This is a genomic window from Gemmatimonadaceae bacterium (assembly GCA_036496605.1).
Taxonomy (GTDB): domain Bacteria; phylum Gemmatimonadota; class Gemmatimonadetes; order Gemmatimonadales; family Gemmatimonadaceae; genus AG2.
Genome location: DASXKV010000046.1, coordinates 31,258 through 48,679, shown reverse-complemented (window position 1 = coordinate 48,679; position 17,422 = coordinate 31,258). Strand labels below are relative to the sequence as shown.

At 61.9% G+C, this 17,422-nt stretch carries 14 protein-coding genes; all 14 read right to left on the bottom strand.

The window, feature by feature from the left end:
- Positions 1-41: 41 nt before the first annotated feature.
- The 14 genes from VGH98_17865 to tssB all read right to left on the bottom strand — a co-directional run bounded on the left by VGH98_17865 (position 42) and on the right by tssB (position 17,390).
- Complete coding sequence (locus VGH98_17865) at positions 42-1,031, bottom strand: hypothetical protein (GenBank protein HEY2377844.1); 990 nt, start codon at positions 1,029-1,031, stop codon at positions 42-44.
- Positions 1,032-1,089: 58 nt separating this feature from the next.
- On the bottom strand, positions 1,090-1,473 hold the full coding sequence (locus VGH98_17860) for a DUF4150 domain-containing protein (protein ID HEY2377843.1): 384 nt from the start codon (positions 1,471-1,473) through the stop codon (positions 1,090-1,092).
- Positions 1,474-1,481: 8 nt separating this feature from the next.
- Entirely contained in the window at positions 1,482-2,543 is a 1,062-nt protein-coding gene (locus VGH98_17855) for a beta-ketoacyl synthase N-terminal-like domain-containing protein (protein HEY2377842.1), read from the bottom strand.
- Positions 2,540-3,559 carry a DUF2169 domain-containing protein gene (locus VGH98_17850; protein ID HEY2377841.1) on the bottom strand — a complete coding sequence of 340 codons (1,020 nt, stop codon included), beginning with the start codon at positions 3,557-3,559 and terminating at the stop codon, positions 2,540-2,542. The genes VGH98_17855 and VGH98_17850 overlap by 4 nt, the downstream gene beginning before the upstream one ends.
- A gap of 7 nt (positions 3,560-3,566) precedes the next feature.
- On the bottom strand, positions 3,567-5,675 hold the full coding sequence (tssI, locus tag VGH98_17845) for a type VI secretion system tip protein TssI/VgrG (GenBank protein HEY2377840.1): 2,109 nt from the start codon (positions 5,673-5,675) through the stop codon (positions 3,567-3,569).
- A gap of 26 nt (positions 5,676-5,701) precedes the next feature.
- Positions 5,702-8,518 (bottom strand): type VI secretion system ATPase TssH, encoded by a 2,817-nt coding sequence (gene tssH, locus VGH98_17840; protein HEY2377839.1) that lies wholly within the window; start codon positions 8,516-8,518, stop codon positions 5,702-5,704.
- A gap of 63 nt (positions 8,519-8,581) precedes the next feature.
- Complete coding sequence (gene tssG, locus VGH98_17835) at positions 8,582-9,607, bottom strand: type VI secretion system baseplate subunit TssG (GenBank protein ID HEY2377838.1); 1,026 nt, start codon at positions 9,605-9,607, stop codon at positions 8,582-8,584.
- Positions 9,608-9,651: 44 nt separating this feature from the next.
- On the bottom strand, positions 9,652-11,517 hold the full coding sequence (gene tssF / locus VGH98_17830; protein ID HEY2377837.1) for a type VI secretion system baseplate subunit TssF: 1,866 nt from the start codon (positions 11,515-11,517) through the stop codon (positions 9,652-9,654).
- Entirely contained in the window at positions 11,510-12,043 is a 534-nt protein-coding gene (gene tssE, locus VGH98_17825) for a type VI secretion system baseplate subunit TssE (protein HEY2377836.1), read from the bottom strand. Before tssE ends, tssF begins: the two co-directional genes overlap by 8 nt.
- The gene (tssA, locus tag VGH98_17820) at positions 12,040-13,830 is read right to left on the bottom strand and encodes a type VI secretion system protein TssA (GenBank protein HEY2377835.1); all 1,791 of its coding nucleotides are present in this window, start codon (positions 13,828-13,830) and stop codon (positions 12,040-12,042) included. The genes tssE and tssA overlap by 4 nt, the downstream gene beginning before the upstream one ends.
- A gap of 8 nt (positions 13,831-13,838) precedes the next feature.
- Positions 13,839-14,558 carry a type VI secretion system accessory protein TagJ gene (locus VGH98_17815; protein HEY2377834.1) on the bottom strand — a complete coding sequence of 240 codons (720 nt, stop codon included), beginning with the start codon at positions 14,556-14,558 and terminating at the stop codon, positions 13,839-13,841.
- Between the two features lie 173 nt (positions 14,559-14,731).
- Positions 14,732-15,220 carry an Hcp family type VI secretion system effector gene (locus VGH98_17810; GenBank protein ID HEY2377833.1) on the bottom strand — a complete coding sequence of 163 codons (489 nt, stop codon included), beginning with the start codon at positions 15,218-15,220 and terminating at the stop codon, positions 14,732-14,734.
- Between the two features lie 171 nt (positions 15,221-15,391).
- Positions 15,392-16,879 carry a type VI secretion system contractile sheath large subunit gene (tssC, locus tag VGH98_17805; protein HEY2377832.1) on the bottom strand — a complete coding sequence of 496 codons (1,488 nt, stop codon included), beginning with the start codon at positions 16,877-16,879 and terminating at the stop codon, positions 15,392-15,394.
- Entirely contained in the window at positions 16,872-17,390 is a 519-nt protein-coding gene (gene tssB / locus VGH98_17800) for a type VI secretion system contractile sheath small subunit (GenBank protein ID HEY2377831.1), read from the bottom strand. The genes tssC and tssB overlap by 8 nt, the downstream gene beginning before the upstream one ends.
- Positions 17,391-17,422: the final 32 nt, after the last annotated feature.

Sequence of the window (17,422 nt, the reverse complement as noted above, 5' to 3'; positions counted from 1 at the left end):
TCCTGACTCCGTTGGCGACGAATTAAATCGTTATTCCGCAATCATAGGTCAATAACCTTCGATTCGTTGTAGGCTTTGACAAAGCCCTCTGTAATCTCGCCATCCTGGAAGTACTTCGCTTTCCATCTCTGAGAAGTGAACCACGGTGCAATCCACGCTTGCGGCGGACCCGTAACGAAGCCCCTGAGGGTGCGCGACAAAGCATAAAGCCGTTGCTTGATGCGGTGCGGCGGCGGCAGCACTTTCTCCTTCTTTGCGCAATCCTCGCAAGGCCCATCAAGATGCGTGCTTAGAGCAGTGACGACTTTGATGAGATTTTTCCGAACGCTCGCGCTATAAGGGTCTTCGTGCGAATCGTGGAACTGCCCTTTGCCTGCCTTGCACGTTCCAGCAACGTATTGGTACTGCCACTCTTCGTACAGTTGCGACCAGGGCTTGCCTTCGATCGGCGTAGTCCCTTCTTGCGCCGGAATTACGGCGCCGTCCTTCCTTTTTCTCTCGGGACGGGCCGCTTTGATCGCGTAATTTCCTGGTAACCAGACTCCGTTATGTGATCCGTTAACGTCATAACCGATGTGGCCCTCGATCTTGTAGCTCTTTCCGGCCGCCGTTTCCACTGTCCTACCATCTTCCATGTAGTTGATGAGCTTTACCTCATCCTTGTACAACGATGCATTACCCGGTATGAGGTGATGCGCGGCGACGGTAAAAGGAAAATCCCCAGCTACGGCGTCCTTGAACTCATCCAAGCGAATCGCAGTTCTAACGCCGTGCTTGGAGTCGTTAGGCACTTCCCTAACGAGAAACTTCGTTGGCTCAAATGGACCCTCCGTCCCATCGCCTGGCTTCGCACCTTCAAGGTTCTTACCCAGTATGCCGCCGTCGTTCTCCGGCAATCCTTCCTGGTCGTCATTCGCGATATCTTCGCCTTTCTTCGGATTGCCGCCCTTCGGCGCGTTCGTGAAAGGGCACCTGTGTTCTAATTCGGCGTCCAAGGACGGAGCGGTGATTATCTCACCGAGCTCGGGCATTTTGAGACCTCCTAAGACTCCAATGTTTCGCAACGCGGCTAATGCGTGCGACAGCAAATCAGGCAACAATGTTCTTCTTATTGTGAAACAGCGAATCGCCCATTCGACAGACGTTATTGCCTTCGAATTTTACATCGAATGAGTACAGCATAAACTCGCATTCGCTCATGTTCACGTTTGACGCAACTCCGCCGAGCGTCCCCGCTTCGTCGCCTGACGAGCGAGAATACTTAGCACCTTTAACCATTGGCATCTGCCCGTCTGTCGTCACGCTGCTCGGGCCCTGGGATGTGTCCGATGCCTGCCCGATGTTTGGGTAGGGAATCGGGATTGGCGGAGCAGGAGGTGCCGGCGTCTTACAGACATCGGGAAATGCGATGCTCATCCCTCCGCTGCCTTTGTGCGCGATCCCCCGCATGTTGCAGAATGTGGTTTGACCCATGGGCTCTCCTACGCTGTAATGACCATTGCGGCGCGAGCGCCGCGATCCGATGATCCGTACGCCAGGGCAGGGCTGCGCCGATAACGCTCATTTATGCCTAACGCGGCGAGACCGACCATCAGCGGCCCACTGGCGGCGCCAGTCTCACCGAAGCAGTCAGCCGGATGGTGCATGCCATGTCCTTCACGAAAAGCGCCGCGGGTCCGCATAAATGCTACGCCCCATTCCTTCACCCAGTGGCTCTCGCCGGTCATCGACGAATAAACCTCAGCGATGGGCGCATCGACCTCACCACGCGCGACTAGGTGTTGAAAGGTCATCGCCAGCCCATCCCCTCGATACAATTCAGAACTATAGAGGTGACCGGGTTCGAATCCCGTGACGATAGGGGTGACGCGCGCTAACACAGGTAGGCGCTGAGCAGCTGCGGCGCGAGCGCTGGCGAGCAGTAGAAAGCCCGCGGCTTCGCCCGGGATGAATCCATCGAGGTTTGATTCGGACTTCACGCGCCGCTCTTTGTCGAGCGTGCCGAGGACGAACAGGTCGCGATAGCTGTCGACACCGCCGGCGATGATAAAGTCAGCGAGTCCGGCTTGAATTGTCAAAATGGCTTGACCGATAGCTAGCAACCCGCCGGCACGTCCGACATGCTGCGCGTCGCTCTTCGCGGGGTCGAAAGGCACCCCCGTCTGATTCGCAAGATGAGAGAGAAATGCTGCGGAATCGATTCGACGCATCGTCTCCTGTTCTGGGAGCGCCAGACACAGCGCGAGCGTGACCGGCAAGGCGGTCAAAGGTCCGAAACATTCCCTCAGAGGAGGCGTCGCGAGCCTAAGCAGGCGCCGTTCACGATCGGAAAGCGAGTTGACATCGTGCAACGACCCAGCAAGCGGCGGCAGTGCATCGTTAGGTACTTCCGCGATCGTGAATGGTCGGAATTGCTTATCGCGTGCAGGAATGGCTATAAATCGGGCCGTTGCGGCGCGCACTGACGCGGCGGTCTCCCGCGCTGAAACGCCGACCGAAGTCATCATTCCAAGACCGACGATTACAACCGAATCGGCACTCATACGGCCACCACCGCGTCGCCACCGGCATTAATTTCCACTTCACGCACCTTGAGCGCTTGCTTATCACAGGGTAGCGCGGTACGCCAAACGAGGACGAGCCGGGCATTATCGGGCTCGATGATGACGGTATCCATTGATGCCGGACGCGTCTCGGTCTTGTTCGGGAGATGATACTGCGCCTCAATGCTTATACTTGGTAAAGCGAACCGCGCGAATCCCGATGGCGTCACCCCGCGAAGTTCAACGATCTCTCCGCCCTGAAGCATTCCTGGCATAACGAGTCCGAGCGGCGCGATTTGGCAAAAACGGGGGTCGAAGTCGTCCGGCAGGTAGGGGGCGCGATCGCGCTCCCACTGCTCGTCATATGTACCTGCGTATTTTCGGCGCGGCAGCCAGTGCGCGGGAACAGGACCAAACCCTGCCGGCGACGGCGTCTGCGTTGCAGAAGAGATGAGCGTCCCAGGATCCTCGATGTTCGCAATTGGGGAGCCCGTGGTTGATTTCGAGCTACCTTTGGCACGGAATCCAACGCCCACTGGGTTGCGCCAGTCCGCGACAAGTCCCTTCTCACCGATGTCGCTGCCGCCGTATGCACGCTCCCACACCAGTGGCATGCGCACGAAGGGTGCAATCCAACTTGCCGTCGTGCCGGCAACTCCTGACTCCCACACGCGATCGGCAGACACACGAACAGTTCGCGTCACCGATGCGACGGATACTGACGCGTCGGACTGCCACGCTGGATCACCGTTAGGCGCCCAGGCGCTCCCAACGAGTACCACGTCTGTCGCGGGCTTCTCGAGTGAAACATCAGAGGGCGTCCGAATACTACTCGTTGCCGGGTCACCGTGATGTTTGTCCTCCACGACGATCGGCACCTGCTCAGGCGAGAGCCTCACTCCGTCGTGGTAGGTGAATGTGCCCTTGATGATCGCGTACACAGTGTCGATGCCCTCGCGGTTCGCGAATAGCATTAACTGGGTTTTGAAGGGCGTCACGTTATTGATCTGAAGCATCGCGAACTCAGTTTGCGGCGACCTTGCTTCCTTTCAGCACTAGATCAGAAGAAGCCTTCACGTTGATTTTACCCGAACCCTCGATCGTGATGTCCTTGCCTTTGATCTGGATCTCTCCGTTTTTTTTCATTGTGATTGAGGCATCGCCCGTGGTGATGGTGATCTCGTCGCCTGCGGTAATCTCGAGCTTCTTTGATACCTCGAGAGAGTCGTTCTTCCCAACTGTCGTCGAGCGGTCCTCGCCAACCGAGATCGTTTCATTCTTCGCCACCGTCACATTTCGGTCCTTACCAACGTCGAGAGTGTCGCCTTCACTCACCGTGTGCGATCGATTTTTCCCGACGCTCACAGTCTCGTTCTCCCCAACAGTCTCCGAGCGATTCTTATCAACGCTTGTCGTTTCGTTGTTGCGTACCGCTTTTGTCCGATCATGACTCACCGTCACCGTCTGATCCTTCCCGACGCTGATTGACTGATTTCCCTTCACGCCGAGGGATTGATCATTGTCAACTGTGATCGTCTCGTCGTGACCGACCTTCTCAGTGTTATCATGTCCGACCGATGATGCGCGATCATTTTCCACAACGATCTTCTTGTCCTTCTCCGCGTGGATATAAAGTTCCTCACTACCTTTTTTGTCCTCGAACCGAATCTCGTTGAAGTTGTCCGGCGAACCCGACAGCGTGCTGCGCGTCTTCATCCCGCTCTGCGTCTTGTTCGCCGGTAACGCATACGGCGGCATCTGCTCGGCGTTGTACACGCGCCCAACGATGATCGGATCCTCGGGATCCCCATTCACGTACGCGATGAGCACTTCCTGACCGATCCGCGGCGTGCTGATCACACCCCACCCCTTTCCTGCCCACACCGTCGACACGCGCACCCAGCACGAGCTCTTGTCGTCCTTCTTGCCGCGACGATCCCAGAAGAACTGCACCTTCACTCGACCATACTTGTCGGTGAAGATCTCCTCGCCCGCCGGCCCCACGACGACCGCTGACTCGTAACCGTACGCGCGCGGCGCCTTCGCCGTGCGGTCCGGCCGATACGGCGTATCGAAGGGAATCGCCGAGAAGCTGCTCATGAACGCGAGACCCGAATCGCCTCCGGTGCGAAAGTCGCCGAGCTTCGCCGACTGCTTCACGCTCGTGACGAAGTAGGCTGCGTTGAGCGCCTTGTTCGGATGCTTCGCGAGCTCGATCTTGCCGCCTGCCTTGAGTGCACGACAACGACCCGCACCCTCGGCCTCCACCTGCTCGGCGACGATCTCCTGGTATCGCAGGGCCGCCAAGGGATCGGCGTCGTCGCGCTTGTCGAAGCCGCCGGGAAACTCCACGACCTCCGACGCGTGCTTGCCGCTGTGCTGGCCCTTGAGCTGTGTCGATGGCGTTTCGAAGTTGTAATCGATGTGCGTGTACTTTCCCGGACGCACGTCCTGGCTCACGTTGAACCACTGGAGGACGTCCTCCTCTTCAGTATCGTGCGCGATCCCCGACAGGCGCAGCTTGAGCGGTGTCTTCGCGACGCTGTTGTCGTCGGCCATCACCATGTTGCACTTCTCACCTTCGTGCTCGGCAAACCAGAAGATCCCCTCCTCCTCCATCAAGCGAGCGATGAAGTCGAGGTGCGACTCGCCGTACTGCACCCGATACTCGTGAGGCTTGTGCGGCTTCGTGAGACGAGGAACGAGATCGGAGAATCCCTGCTCGCCGCACACCGCTTTGACGATGTCCGGCACCGATTTGTCTTGCCAGATGCAGAAGTCGCTCGTCAGCGAAAGGAACCAGAACCACGGACGGATCTCCGCCTCGTACACGGTGAGCCCTTCGGCCTGATCGAGCTGCACGAAACGGCTGACGAGACCCGTGATCACGCGATCGGATCCGTCGCTGAGATGAATCGTCACGGTCATCGGCGTGCGAATCAATTTCGCCGCACCGATGGCGGGATCCTTCGCGAGCAGTCCGAGCCTGTATTTGAAACCGCCCGCGATCTCCTCCTCGCCTTCGATGCTTTCGAGGAGCAAGGCATCCGGGCCGAGCGTCGTCTTGACGCTGATCGCGCGGCCCTTCTGCGTGTACGTGAGGCTCGACGTGGCTTCCAATTGCGTGGGCATCGTTCACACCCTCCGAAGTTCCGAGATCACGCCTGCACCGTCGGCTCCGCCGCCGGCATCGTGTAAGATGGAGCCGAGACGGCCGGCGGTGTCGCCACGGCTGCGCGACCGTCGACTCGATAGGCAAACGCGCCGTCGTCCGTGACGCCAACGCTGATCGCCAGAATCTCGTCTCCAGCAGCCAACTGTTCCAGAATGCGGACCGAGACCTCGGGAAGCAACGTGTTCGTGAGAATGTTGTCGACGTTGCGCGCGCCGCTCTCGACTTCGGTGCAGCGGGCGGCAACGGCGTCGACGAGCGCCTCGTCGAAGCTGAAGCGGACGTGGTGCGTCTGCTCGATCCGCTTCTGGATCTTCGCGAGCTTGAGCCTGACGATTCTCTTCATGTTCTCGTCGCGCACCGGGAAGTACGGAATGATGACCATGCGGCCGAGGAATGCCGGCTTGAATGTCTTGTCGAGCTCGGGCTTGAGCGCCTTCACCAGCCCATCGTGCGACGGAAGCGTCTCGGGATCGGCCGTGAGCTTCATGATCGTGTCCGTCCCGGCATTCGTCGTCAGGATGATCACGGTGTTCTTGAAGTCGATCTGACGCCCTTCGCCGTCCTCCATCCGCCCCTTGTCGAAGACCTGGAAGAACAGCTCGAGCACGTCGGGGTGCGCCTTCTCCACCTCGTCGAGCAGCACGACCGCATACGGTCGACGCCTAACGGCTTCGGTGAGCACGCCCCCCTCGCCGTATCCCACATAGCCCGGGGGCGAGCCCTTGAGCGTCGAGACGGTGTGTGCCTCCTGGAATTCGGACATGTTTATTGTGATGAGGTTTTGCTCACCACCATAGAGCAGGTCCGATATCGCCAATGCCGTTTCGGTTTTGCCGACGCCGGATGGGCCGACGAGCATGAACACGCCCTTCGGCTTGTTCGGGTCCTCGATCCCCGCGCGCGTCGTGCGCACGCGGCGGCTGATGTACTCCAACGCGTGGTTCTGACCGATGACGCGCTGCTCGAGGTGACGCTCGAGCTGCAACACCATGCTCAGGTCGTCGCGCAGCATCTTGCCGACGGGAACGCCCGTCCACCCCGACACGACTTCACCAACAAGAGACGCGTCCACACAAACGCGCATCAGCGGCGCGTCGCCCTGCACGGTCTCGAGCTGCATCGTCAGGCCAGCGAGCTCCGCGCGGAGCTCGTCGGCGCTCGCCGTCGCCTGGGCTTCCGCCGTTTCTGCGTCCTTCACCGCCGCGGCGTTCGTGGCAGCGCCATCGGTCGTCACGGCCGCGATCTGCGCCGACGCGCGACGCTTTTTCGTCACCTGCTGCTCGAGCTGCTCGCGGATCTCACGAATGCGCTCGACGAGCCCCTTCTCCTGCTCCCAGCGGGCATTGAGCTCGGCGAGCTCGTTCTCCGTCTTTGTGCGCTGCTGCGCGATCGACGCCAGGCGCTCATCGTGGTTCGCGCCGACAGCAGCTTCACGCTCGAGCACGCGGCGCTGCACAGCGAGATCCTCGAGGCGGCGCTGCGCTGCCTCGATCGCCGGCGGTGTCGTATTCTGGCCTAACGCGAGCCGCGCGCACGCCGTGTCGAGAACGCTCACCGCCTTGTCCGGAAGCTGGCGGTCGGGCAGATACCGGTGCGAGAGCCGCACCGCTGCCTCGAGACCGTCGTCGAGAATGCGAACCGTGTGATGGGCCTCGAGCGACGGCACGACGCCGCGCAACATAAGCGCGCACACCTCCTCGCTCGGCTCTTCCACTTTTACGAGTTGGAAACGCCGCGCGAGCGCCGGATCCTTCTCGAAGTACTTCTTGTACTCTGACCAGGTCGTCGCCGCGAGCGTCCGCAGCTCGCCGCGCGCCAAGGCGGGCTTGAGCAAGTTCGCGGCATCATTCTGGCCCGCGGCGCCACCCGCCCCGATCATCGTATGCGCCTCATCAATAAAGAGAATGATTGGCGTTGGCGAGTTCTTCACCTCCTCGATCAATCCCTTCAACCGGTTCTCGAACTCGCCTTTGACGCCCGCGCCCGCCTGGAGCAGCGCGAGGTCGAGCGTGCGCAGCGTGACGTTGCGCAACACCGTTGGCACGTCGCCGTTGGCGATGCGCAGCGCAAAGCCTTCTATTACCGCTGTCTTTCCCACGCCGGCTTCCCCGACAAGAATGGGATTGTTCTGCCGACGGCGAAGAAGAATGTCGATTACCTGGCGAATCTCGAAATCCCGGCCGAGCACCTGATCGATCTTCCCCTGCTTCGCGCGTTCGGTGAGGTTGACCGTGTACGAATCCAGATTCGGCGTTTTCCCGCCGGCGCGCTGCGCGTTAGGCGCGGCGCCTTCCTCCGCCGCGGCGGCGCGCTGCGTGAACGCCTCTTCGGAAGAGTGTGCAGTGATCGCCGGCAAGTCTTTTCGCAGCGACTCGACGGGGATTTTCGTAAACTCGCGGCTGATCTCTTTCACCATCCTGCCCAGATCCTCATCGGCCAGGAGGGCCAGCACAGTATGGCCGGTCCGGACCTGTCCCGCGCCGTAATCGACAGACCCCAGCGTCCACGCTTCGGTGAGCATGCGCGCGAGGTGCGGGCTGAACGCCGGCGTGCGCGCGTTGCCCGTTTTCAGGTGGTCGAGACTCTTCGCGAGATCCGATGCGAGACGTGAGCGATCGATCGCGTACTGCTTGAGGATGAACGCGAAGTCGCTGTCGGTCGCGTCGAGGAGCTTCACGAGGTAGTGCTCGACCTCGACGTCGTAATGCGTCCGCGAGAGGCAGAGCCCTGCCGCCGCTTCCACAGCGCCGCGCGTCGTGGGGTTGAGCTTGGCGATGAGTGCACGAAGGTTGACGGGCATGAGACGAGGGGCTAGGGGCTGGAAAGTGTCAGGTGCTGGGTGCTGGTTGCAGGCACGCGGTGATCAGAGGGCGAACTGGGTATCATCTGCATCTTTGCCTAACGGTTTTGTCGCCAGCCAGGTACACCAGCTGAGCGGCAGCGGCGTCTCGTCGGCGATCCGGAACAGCGGCACTTCGTCCTGCGCGAGCACGAGCTGAATATCGAAATCGATCAGGTCGTTCGTATACAATCGCGTCAACGCCCGGAGCGGCTCGTGCGCGCTGCCGCCGGGCAAGAATTCATCGTATTGCCTTCGCGTGAGCGGTCCGATGCGGACGCGAGCGCGCGATTGCTGATCCCAGATTTCGTCGCCAGCAACGGCACCGAACCCCAGCTGCGACGACTCGCTGTCGTCGTCGCCGAGCTCGGACTGGGTGGCGCGTTCGAGCGGATACCATGCGCCGACGAACTGTTCGATGCTCACCGGCACGCCGAAGAAATCAGCGAGCAGTTGCTCGAGAGCGCCCGCCGGGCGTGTCGGCAGCGAGAGCAGGCCCGCGTAGAAAAGCAGTGCCTGGTCGCCGAGCGGCAACCGATCGCGAAGCGCCTCGTTCCCGAGCCCGACGATGTCGAGCAGATGCCGAGTCAACCAATCGCGTTTTTCGTCGCCGTGCGAGACGCTGATGTGCGTCTTTTCCCATGCGCGATAGAAGAGCGATAAGACGCGATGGTCGAAGATGCCGAGAAAGTCCTTGAGTGCGTGGTCGCCGGCGCGGACACGTTCGGCCACGTACAGGCTGTACGCGAGCGGCAACGCTCCTTGCGGGCCGGTGAGGCCGAGGAAGTTCACGGCCATGCGCGGCGGCGTCGTTGCCGTATTGAGCGCCTGGATCTCGCTCGCCGGGAACGCGACACTGGGGCTCGCCGTTAGGCGCACCGCCTCCTGCCGCGGATCGGCGAACTCGCCCACGGACGCGCGGTCCGGTTGCAACCGCTCGAGCAGGTGCAACGCCTGGAAGAAGTCGAACGACCACGGCTCGGCGTAGAGCCGCTCGAGCAGACGACTCTCTTCCGCCGCGCGCGGCGCGGCGGAGGCAGCGAGCGCCACGTCGTCTCCAGCCGAAGCCGGAGGGACGTAGGGGAGCGCGCCGCCTACAGCAGCGGTTTCCAGCCTGCTCTCGCGGGCCATTCGCGTATCCCCCCCTTTCGCTGCCGCGACCGCGCGGTGAGCGTCGAGAAGCTGTTGATCGAGGCGTACAGCCCGAAGAAATGTTCGAGCACACTGGCGAACAGATAGGCGCCAGCGCCTGTGAACTGCTCCTCGTCCAGCTCGAGCTCCACGCGGCGGCCGCGCGCGAAGCTCAGACCATGTTCGGTGGCGATCCGGGCGAACGCGGGCCCGCTGCGCACGGCGAGAACGCCTTCGATTTGCCGCCTAACGGCTGGCGACCCGCTGAAGTCGTGGAGGCGAAGCACTTCGCGCAACGCTTCCGTCCCGCGTCCGGCGCCGTCCTCACCGACGCTCGCTTCGGTGTCGGTGAGTGACAGATAATTCAACGAGAGTTGCGACACGAGGCGCCAGACCTGCGGTGATCCCAGCGGCGGCTGAATGACGCGCGTCGGCTTCACCAGCGCGACGATCGCGCTCACCGGTCCACCTCGATCGAGCTCGAAGTCGCCCCGCTCGTTCCCGAATGGCAATCGGCTCGGCAGATCGCTATTGAAGCACGTCAGGCGCGCCGTGACGACCTCGAACTCGGGATACACGACGCGGCCGGAGAGATCGACGAAGGAGAGCGAGACGTCGGTTCCGACGTCGCTGCGCCAACCACTGAAGTGACGATTCGCCGTCCAGAATGCCGTGTTGCCGTTCGTCGCGTGGCGGTGCGAATAGAGCGGCTCGAAATGCTGTGTTGTGCCCGAATCCGCGGCGATGGCGACGACGTCATCGATCGAGAAGACCTCGGTCGTGACGCGGCGGTGTGCGTCGGGAACGAGCGTGTACTCATGGCGGCGCTGCGTGAGCAGCACCGGCTCGGCGACCTGCGGAAAGAGATTGACGATTGGCGTACACCCGATCCGAATCGTCGACTCGCTGATGCCAGCCTCGAGCATCTGTCGCCATTCGGTTCGCTCGAAGACGCCAATCGGCACGATGATCTCGATCGCGCTGCCCAAGCCGGACGAGCGCAGTGCCTCGAGGCCACCGAGATCGAAAAAGAGATACTTCTCCGGGAACGCAAAATATTCCTGGAGGAGGCGATAGGCTTGAAACGACCTGCCCGGATAGGGCAGCATGCCTTCCTCGGCGCCGAACCCGGTGGGCTCGAGCTCGTCGGCGTCGATCGTGATCGATCTCGGCTTCGCGACTCCTGTTTCACGAATGATCAAGTCGCGGCGGTGGCTGGCGAGCAGCTCGTACAACGGGTATACGAGATTGCTCTCGCCGTTGAGGAAGAAGCGGAGCGTCTTGATGTCGAGCTGCGAGAAGGTGACGCCGGGCAAGCAGCGCAGCTCGATGCGCAACGCAGCGATGGCGTCGCCCAATCGCACCGCCGGTTTGAGCCGGTCCGGCGTGAGCCATTGCACGCCGGTGACGGTGAACGGCCACAGCGTCGTGTCGTAGCAAGTTCTAAACTTGCACGGGACGCCGTCGACGGGCCGCGAGTAGAGCGGCGTTCCGCGCGGCACGCGGAAGCCCGTTGGTGGCACGCCCTGCTCGACATCGATGCGCATTTCGGCGATCGACATCGACGGGATCGGCCGCACATAGTGCGGGTACACGATGTTGAGGATCGACTCCGTGACCTCGGGGAATTCGTCGTCGATCTTCAGGTGAACGCGCGCGGTGAGAAACGCAAAAGCCTCGATGAGCCGCTCGACGTGCGGGTCCTCGCATTTCGTCGGCTCGAGCTGGAGCCGGCTTGCGATCTTCGGATAGCGCTGCGCGAATTCCGCCCCCATGCGGCGGACGTATGCGAGCTCGCGCTCGTAGTAGTGAAGGAGCTCCTCACGCACCGCGACCAGCTCCCGCAGAGGGCGCCTTGTCGCCTCCCGCTCCACCGACTTCGTATTCGCCGCTCGAGAAATGAAGCACCGTGTCGAAGATCACCTGCTCCGGCGTCGGATCCATGAGGAGCGTGCCTTCGACATGGAAGCGCAGCTCGCGACGATGCTCCTCGCCCTCCACTTCGAAAACGTTGATCGCGACATTGTCGAGTCGCGGCTCGAACAGCGCGATCACGTCCTCGACACGGCGGACCAGACGATCGCGGGCCTCGTGCGAATCGCGACTGATCGACGTGAGATCCGGCAGACCGTAGTGATAGACCGAGCGCGTTAGCTCCTCGAATTCTTCCGGCGCCGTGACCGGGATGCGCCGTGTGTTGAGCAACCACTCGAGATCACGCTGCAGTCCCATCTTGAACTGTCGAACGGACTCGAGATAGCCCACGCGGCCCTCGCTGTTGTTGCGTGGCTCGTAATCCGTCAGACGGTCGAGCAGTGACGGCTGGACGGTGCGCTCGATCTCACGCTTCGTCATGCCGACGCGCCTCCGCCATTGGCAAAGCCAATTGCCTGCACCGGATCGAGCCGGCAGATGCGAAGGTAGAGTGCCTGACGAGTGCTCGGGTCTCCGTCGACCCGCTCGAGACAGCGATAGAGTAGCGCGAGCGGTTTGGCGACGACGTCTCCGCTCTCCCAATCCTCGAGCTTGTGCCCTTCGACATGCGCGATGAGCTCTTCGAGAATCGGCTGCGCGACGACGTGATGTCCACCATCGACCATGATGCTCGCGAGCTCGGTCTGTACCAGGAAGCGCCCGCGTTTTGTCTTTTCGCTCGCCGCCTCACGCATGAGCAGCGCGATGGCGCGATCGGTGCGGCCCGCGCGCACCTCCGCCATCGCCGCGCTCCGGCCGCCGCGTGGGCGCAACGGCTCGTGCGCGACTTCGTCCGCGCTCTGATCAGCGGCAGGGACGGCGACTTCTGCGTCGACGATCGCGCCTAACCATTTGCGCGTTTCCGCGTTCGCCGTCGGCGTGTCGTCCATGAGCGTCATGTCGACAAGGCCGGTGAGGTCGGCGAGCAGCGATCGGAGCGCGCCTCTCAACGCCGCGCCGACGATCTGGAACTCCGCACCGAGCTGCTCACACGCCGTGAGCGCGTAACGCTGGAGGTCGAGCCAGCCGCGACCTTGCGGCGTGGCCATGACGCCTTCGCAGGCTTCGAGCAGCTGTTCCCACTTCGAGTCGAGAAGGAGCGTCTTGAGGTGAGTGCGCGTCGCGGTCGCGGGCGCCTCGAGTAGTCGTGGATCGGGGGAACTGCCGGACGCGCGTAGCTCACCCCAGCGGAGTCCACGCAACAGAAGGTAGGCGGCCGGATTTGTCGGATCGGTTTGCCGCAGATACTTGGCGCTCGCCGCAATTCGACTCGCGGCGTCCTCACGCGACGTGGGGACGGCAGACAGCTGCGCGCCGACGGACCCCGGCAAGAGCATGCCCTCGGGCACGACGACTGGAGCATCCGCTTCAGTCGCCGTCGTCCCAACTGGATCCGGCTCGACCTCGAGCTTCCGCTTGAGTAGTTGCTTCGAGGTGCGCTGCACCTCCTCGAGCGCCTTGCGGACTGGTTCGTAACTTGGACCGTCATTCTTGAAGCGCTCGGCACAGACCTCGTCCAAATTCTGAAGGAGCTGGAGACACCCATCGATGTCAGATACGAGCGCCTTGAACCAGGGCTTTGGCGTCGCCCGGAAACCACTCTCGACATCCTCGGGCGTCGCCCTCCCTTCGGCGACGAGCGTCTGACGAAGCTCCGCCTTTGTGGAGTCGTTGGCGGCATCGGCCTCGGTCGGGACGCGGTTCGCTTGCTGAATCTGACCCACGTCGTGTCCAGCCTTGTTGAGCGGCAGGCGACGGACGCGCACGGCCATTTTTTCGCCGCCTAACGAACCGAGGGTGTTGGCGCGTGCCTCGGCATCGCCGTCGTCGATCTCCGGGTAGAGGTGTTCCCAGTGTTGCTCGAGCAGGCCGACGATGGTGTCGAGTGCATGGCGGAAGCCCGCGAACCCTTCGCGGACGAGGATCGCCTCGGCCATCCACACAGCGAGCTGAAGGTCCTTTGATTTATTGGCGATCGCGTCTTTTGTCAGCTTTATGACTTGCGACCAGTCTGCCGTCTTGCGTTCGGTCTCCCAGCCGCCTTGCGGCATGTCGTCGTCTTCGCGCCGCGCAAATTTGATCTTGTCGTAGACAGGATCGGAGCGCAGCTCGATCCCGGCAGGATTCCCGCCTGGAATTGGCGTCAGGAGTTCGTCACGCAGCGACATGGTGATACTCAATCAGCGGTGGTTGGTGCGGATGACGTAATCGTCAGCTCACGGACTTCGAGGATCGGAAACTCCTCGCCGTCCACGAGCAGCAGCTTCTGGCCGATGGGTGCTTCGGTATCGTCGTCGAGCAGCTGCCACTGCGTGACGCGACCGAGCCGCACCGGTCCGTCCGCGTGACGCCAGGTGAGCGGCGCGATCGCCGGAACAATGACCTCGCCCATCTCCATGCCAGAGAACCGTTCGTTAGGCCGAACGATGGCGGGCGCCCAGAGCATGTCGCGCAAGCGCTTCGGCGGCAGCATCTGGACCGTTTCGACGTGCTCGAAGGGAAGCCAGGTATACTGGCCGGCGGCGAAGAGCTCGAGACGCGCTCCGATGCGAGGATCGGCGTCGGTGAGCGATTCGAAGGGCTGCCCGTTTAGCGTTCCCGAAACTGGCTTTGGAGGCGTGCTGAGCGGGAAGGCGTTCTGCTCGAACATTTGCTGGCGGAGCCGTTCCGCGTGAAGCGCGCTGTGATAGAGGAGCGCGCCCATCTCGGCTTCCTTGCCTCCCTGGCCGACGACGTCGAGCTGCTTCTCGGCGCGATCGTACTTGCCGGCGAAGCAGAGGAGCTCGAAGAGGAACGTGCGCCGGCGCGAGTCAGTGGGATTGTCGCGCAGCTCGGCACTGAGCGCGTCGATGGCTTCGTCCAGCCTACCGGCCTGCAGAAGATCGCGAGGAGTCATTGTCGTACCCATGAACGAAGGAGCTAATTACGCGTGCCAAGGAGCAGGAGCGAGTGCGAAGCACGAGCGACTTCGAATAGACTTGGCGCGAGCGCCAGCGAGCAGCCTGGGAAGGCAACGGCCGGCCGCCCCTGGCGGCCGGCCGTTTGCCTTCAGCAGCGAAGCGAAGCTGCTCAGACCTTCTTGTTGGCCTTGATGTCCCAGCCAGCTTTCGCCGGCGAATCGAGCGTGCCATCCGCCTTCTGTGGCTTATACTCGTATTCGATCTTGCTGAAGTTGAGCGAAATCGAATTGACCGGGATGATCTCGGCGCCCGCGCTACCGCCCGTCTGATACGAGCTGACGAGGAGATCCGAGAACTTGATGACGAGGAACTCCTGCTGATCCTTGCCCGCCTTGCGGCAGGTGAGCTGCGCCTTCTTGATATGATCGCCGCCGGCGCACGCCAGCATCAGAAGGGGCGAGGCCTTGTTCTCGGACATCGTGAAGTGGAAGTCCTGCATCTGGACTTTCCCGGCGCCGCCGCCAGCACCGACCGCGTGCGAGCCCGAATTCGCCTCACCCCAGCTCCAGCTCGAAATCTCGATCTCGTCCTTATGCTTGTGGTCCTGAGATTCGCCGGCAATGCCGTCGATCTTGAGGAAATAGTCAACCGAAGCCATGGGAGTTCTCCGCCAAACGTGATGAGGTGATGAACCGGGAGTCTTCGCGAGGGCCCTCTGTGCTTTGCGCGCGAACACAGTAACACTGCGTCCTCGCGCGTGCCGTATCGGCGGTCACGAGCGCGTTGTGAATTTCAGTGATGCGCTCGTGACACACCGCGACAGCGACTGCTACTTCGCTGGTGCCGGCAGATCGGCGACCAGACGCATCGACATCGTCAGCTCGTCCAGCTGGAAGTGCGGCCGGAGGAACGCCACCGCGCGGTAGCAGCCCGGTTTCCCGGGAATCTCCACCACCTCGATGCGCGCTTCCTTCAGCGGATTCTTTGCCTTCATCTCGAAGCCGACGTCGTCGTTCGCTACCGTGTAGTTGTTGATCCAGTTGTTGAGGAAACGCTCGACTTCGGACCGCGACGTGTAGCCGCCGATCTTGTCGCGCATCATCGCCTTCAGATAGTGCGCGAACCGAGACACGGCGAAGATGTACGGCAGCTGCGCCGAGATGCGCGCGTTGGCCGTTGCCGCGTCGGAGTCGTAGGTCTTCGCCTTCTGCGCCGACTGCACGCTGAAGAAGGCGGCGTAGTCCGTTCCCTTGCAGTGCACGAGCGGAACGAAGCCAAGATCGGCCAGCTCCTTCTCGCGACGATCGGAGATCGGAGACTCCGTCGGGCACTTCATGGCGACGTCGCCCGACTCCGTCTTGAAGTTGTGGACAGGCAGCCCCTCGACGAGGCCGCCGCTCTCCACCCCACGGATCGTGGCGCACCAGCCGTAGAGCGCGAACGACTGCGTAATGCGCGACGCGAGCGCCCACGACGCACCGGCCCAGGCGTACTTCGAGTGATCCGTGCCGTCGACCTTCTCCTCGAAATCGAAGTCCTCCACCGGCACCGTGTCGCGGCCGTAGGGCTGGCGAATCAGGATGCGCGGCAGGGTGAGGGCGACGTACCGGGAATCCTCACTCGACCGGAAGCTCTTCCACTTCGCGTACTCGGTCGTGTCGAAGATCTTCGCCATGTCCCGGGGAGCGTCCAACTGGGTGTAGCTCTCCATGTTGAACATGTCGGGATTGGTATTGGCGATGAATGGCGCGTGCGCCGCCGCCGCCACCTGCGAGATCTTCTCCAACAGCTCCACGTCCTGCCCGCCCCTACCAAACTCGTAATCTCCGACGAGCGCACCGAAGGGCGTGCCGCCGAACACGCCGAACTCCTCCTCGTAGACCTTCTTGAAGAGCGCGCTCTGATCGAACTCCGGCGCCTTCTGGAGGTCCTTGAGCAGATCCTTCTTCGAGACGTTGAAGACCTTGATCTTCAGCTTCTCGCCCGTCTCGGTATTGCCGAGCAGGTACTTGAGACCGCGCCACGTCCCTTCCAGCTTCTGAAAATCGGGGTGGTGCATGACCTCGTTGAGCTGCGTCGAGATCAGGTCGTCGATCTGCGCAATGCGGGCGTTGATCATCGCCTCCGTATCGGCGGCGATCGTCACCGTGCCCTTGAGCACCTCGGTGACGAAGTTCTTGACCAGATCCTTGCCCCGTTCTTTGGCGGCAGCGTCACGGCCGAGCCGCCCCTGGTCGACAATTTTGTCGAGAAGACTGCCTTCCGCCGCGGCGTCGAAGGTGGTCTGTTGCTGGCCTTGCGCCTGCATCTCAGGCATCGGAGCCTCCCTGGAGTCCGACCTCCGACTCGAGCTTCTTCATCGCGTCGGCGTTGTTGAGCGTACTCTGAAGAATCTCCTCGAGCTTGTCATTGCCCTGGAGACTGCCGCGGAGATCCGCAAGCTTAGTCCTCAGCTCGAGCAGCTGTTTGAGCGGACCGACGTTCTTTGCCACTGATTCCGGATTGAAGTCGTCGAGCGACTCGAACGTGAGGTCGACGCCGATCTTCCCGCCCGACTCCGGGTTCAGCTTGTTCGCGACGGTGAACTGGACGCGCGGCCTCATGCTCTTGAGGACCGAATCGAAGTTGTCCGGGTTGACCTCGACGAACTTCCGATCCTTGAGCCGCGGCAGTGCCTCCGCCGGATTCCCGCTGAGATCAGCGAGAACGCCCATCAAGAAAGGAAGCTCCTTCGTCTCGACCGCGCCGCCGGTCTCCACATCGTAGCTGATGTTGACGCGTGGCGGCCGGACACGCTCCAGCTTTTTCTGTGTGCCCTCGCGTGCCATATGGTGCTCCGGGTCTTGGGAAAAAAGTTGCA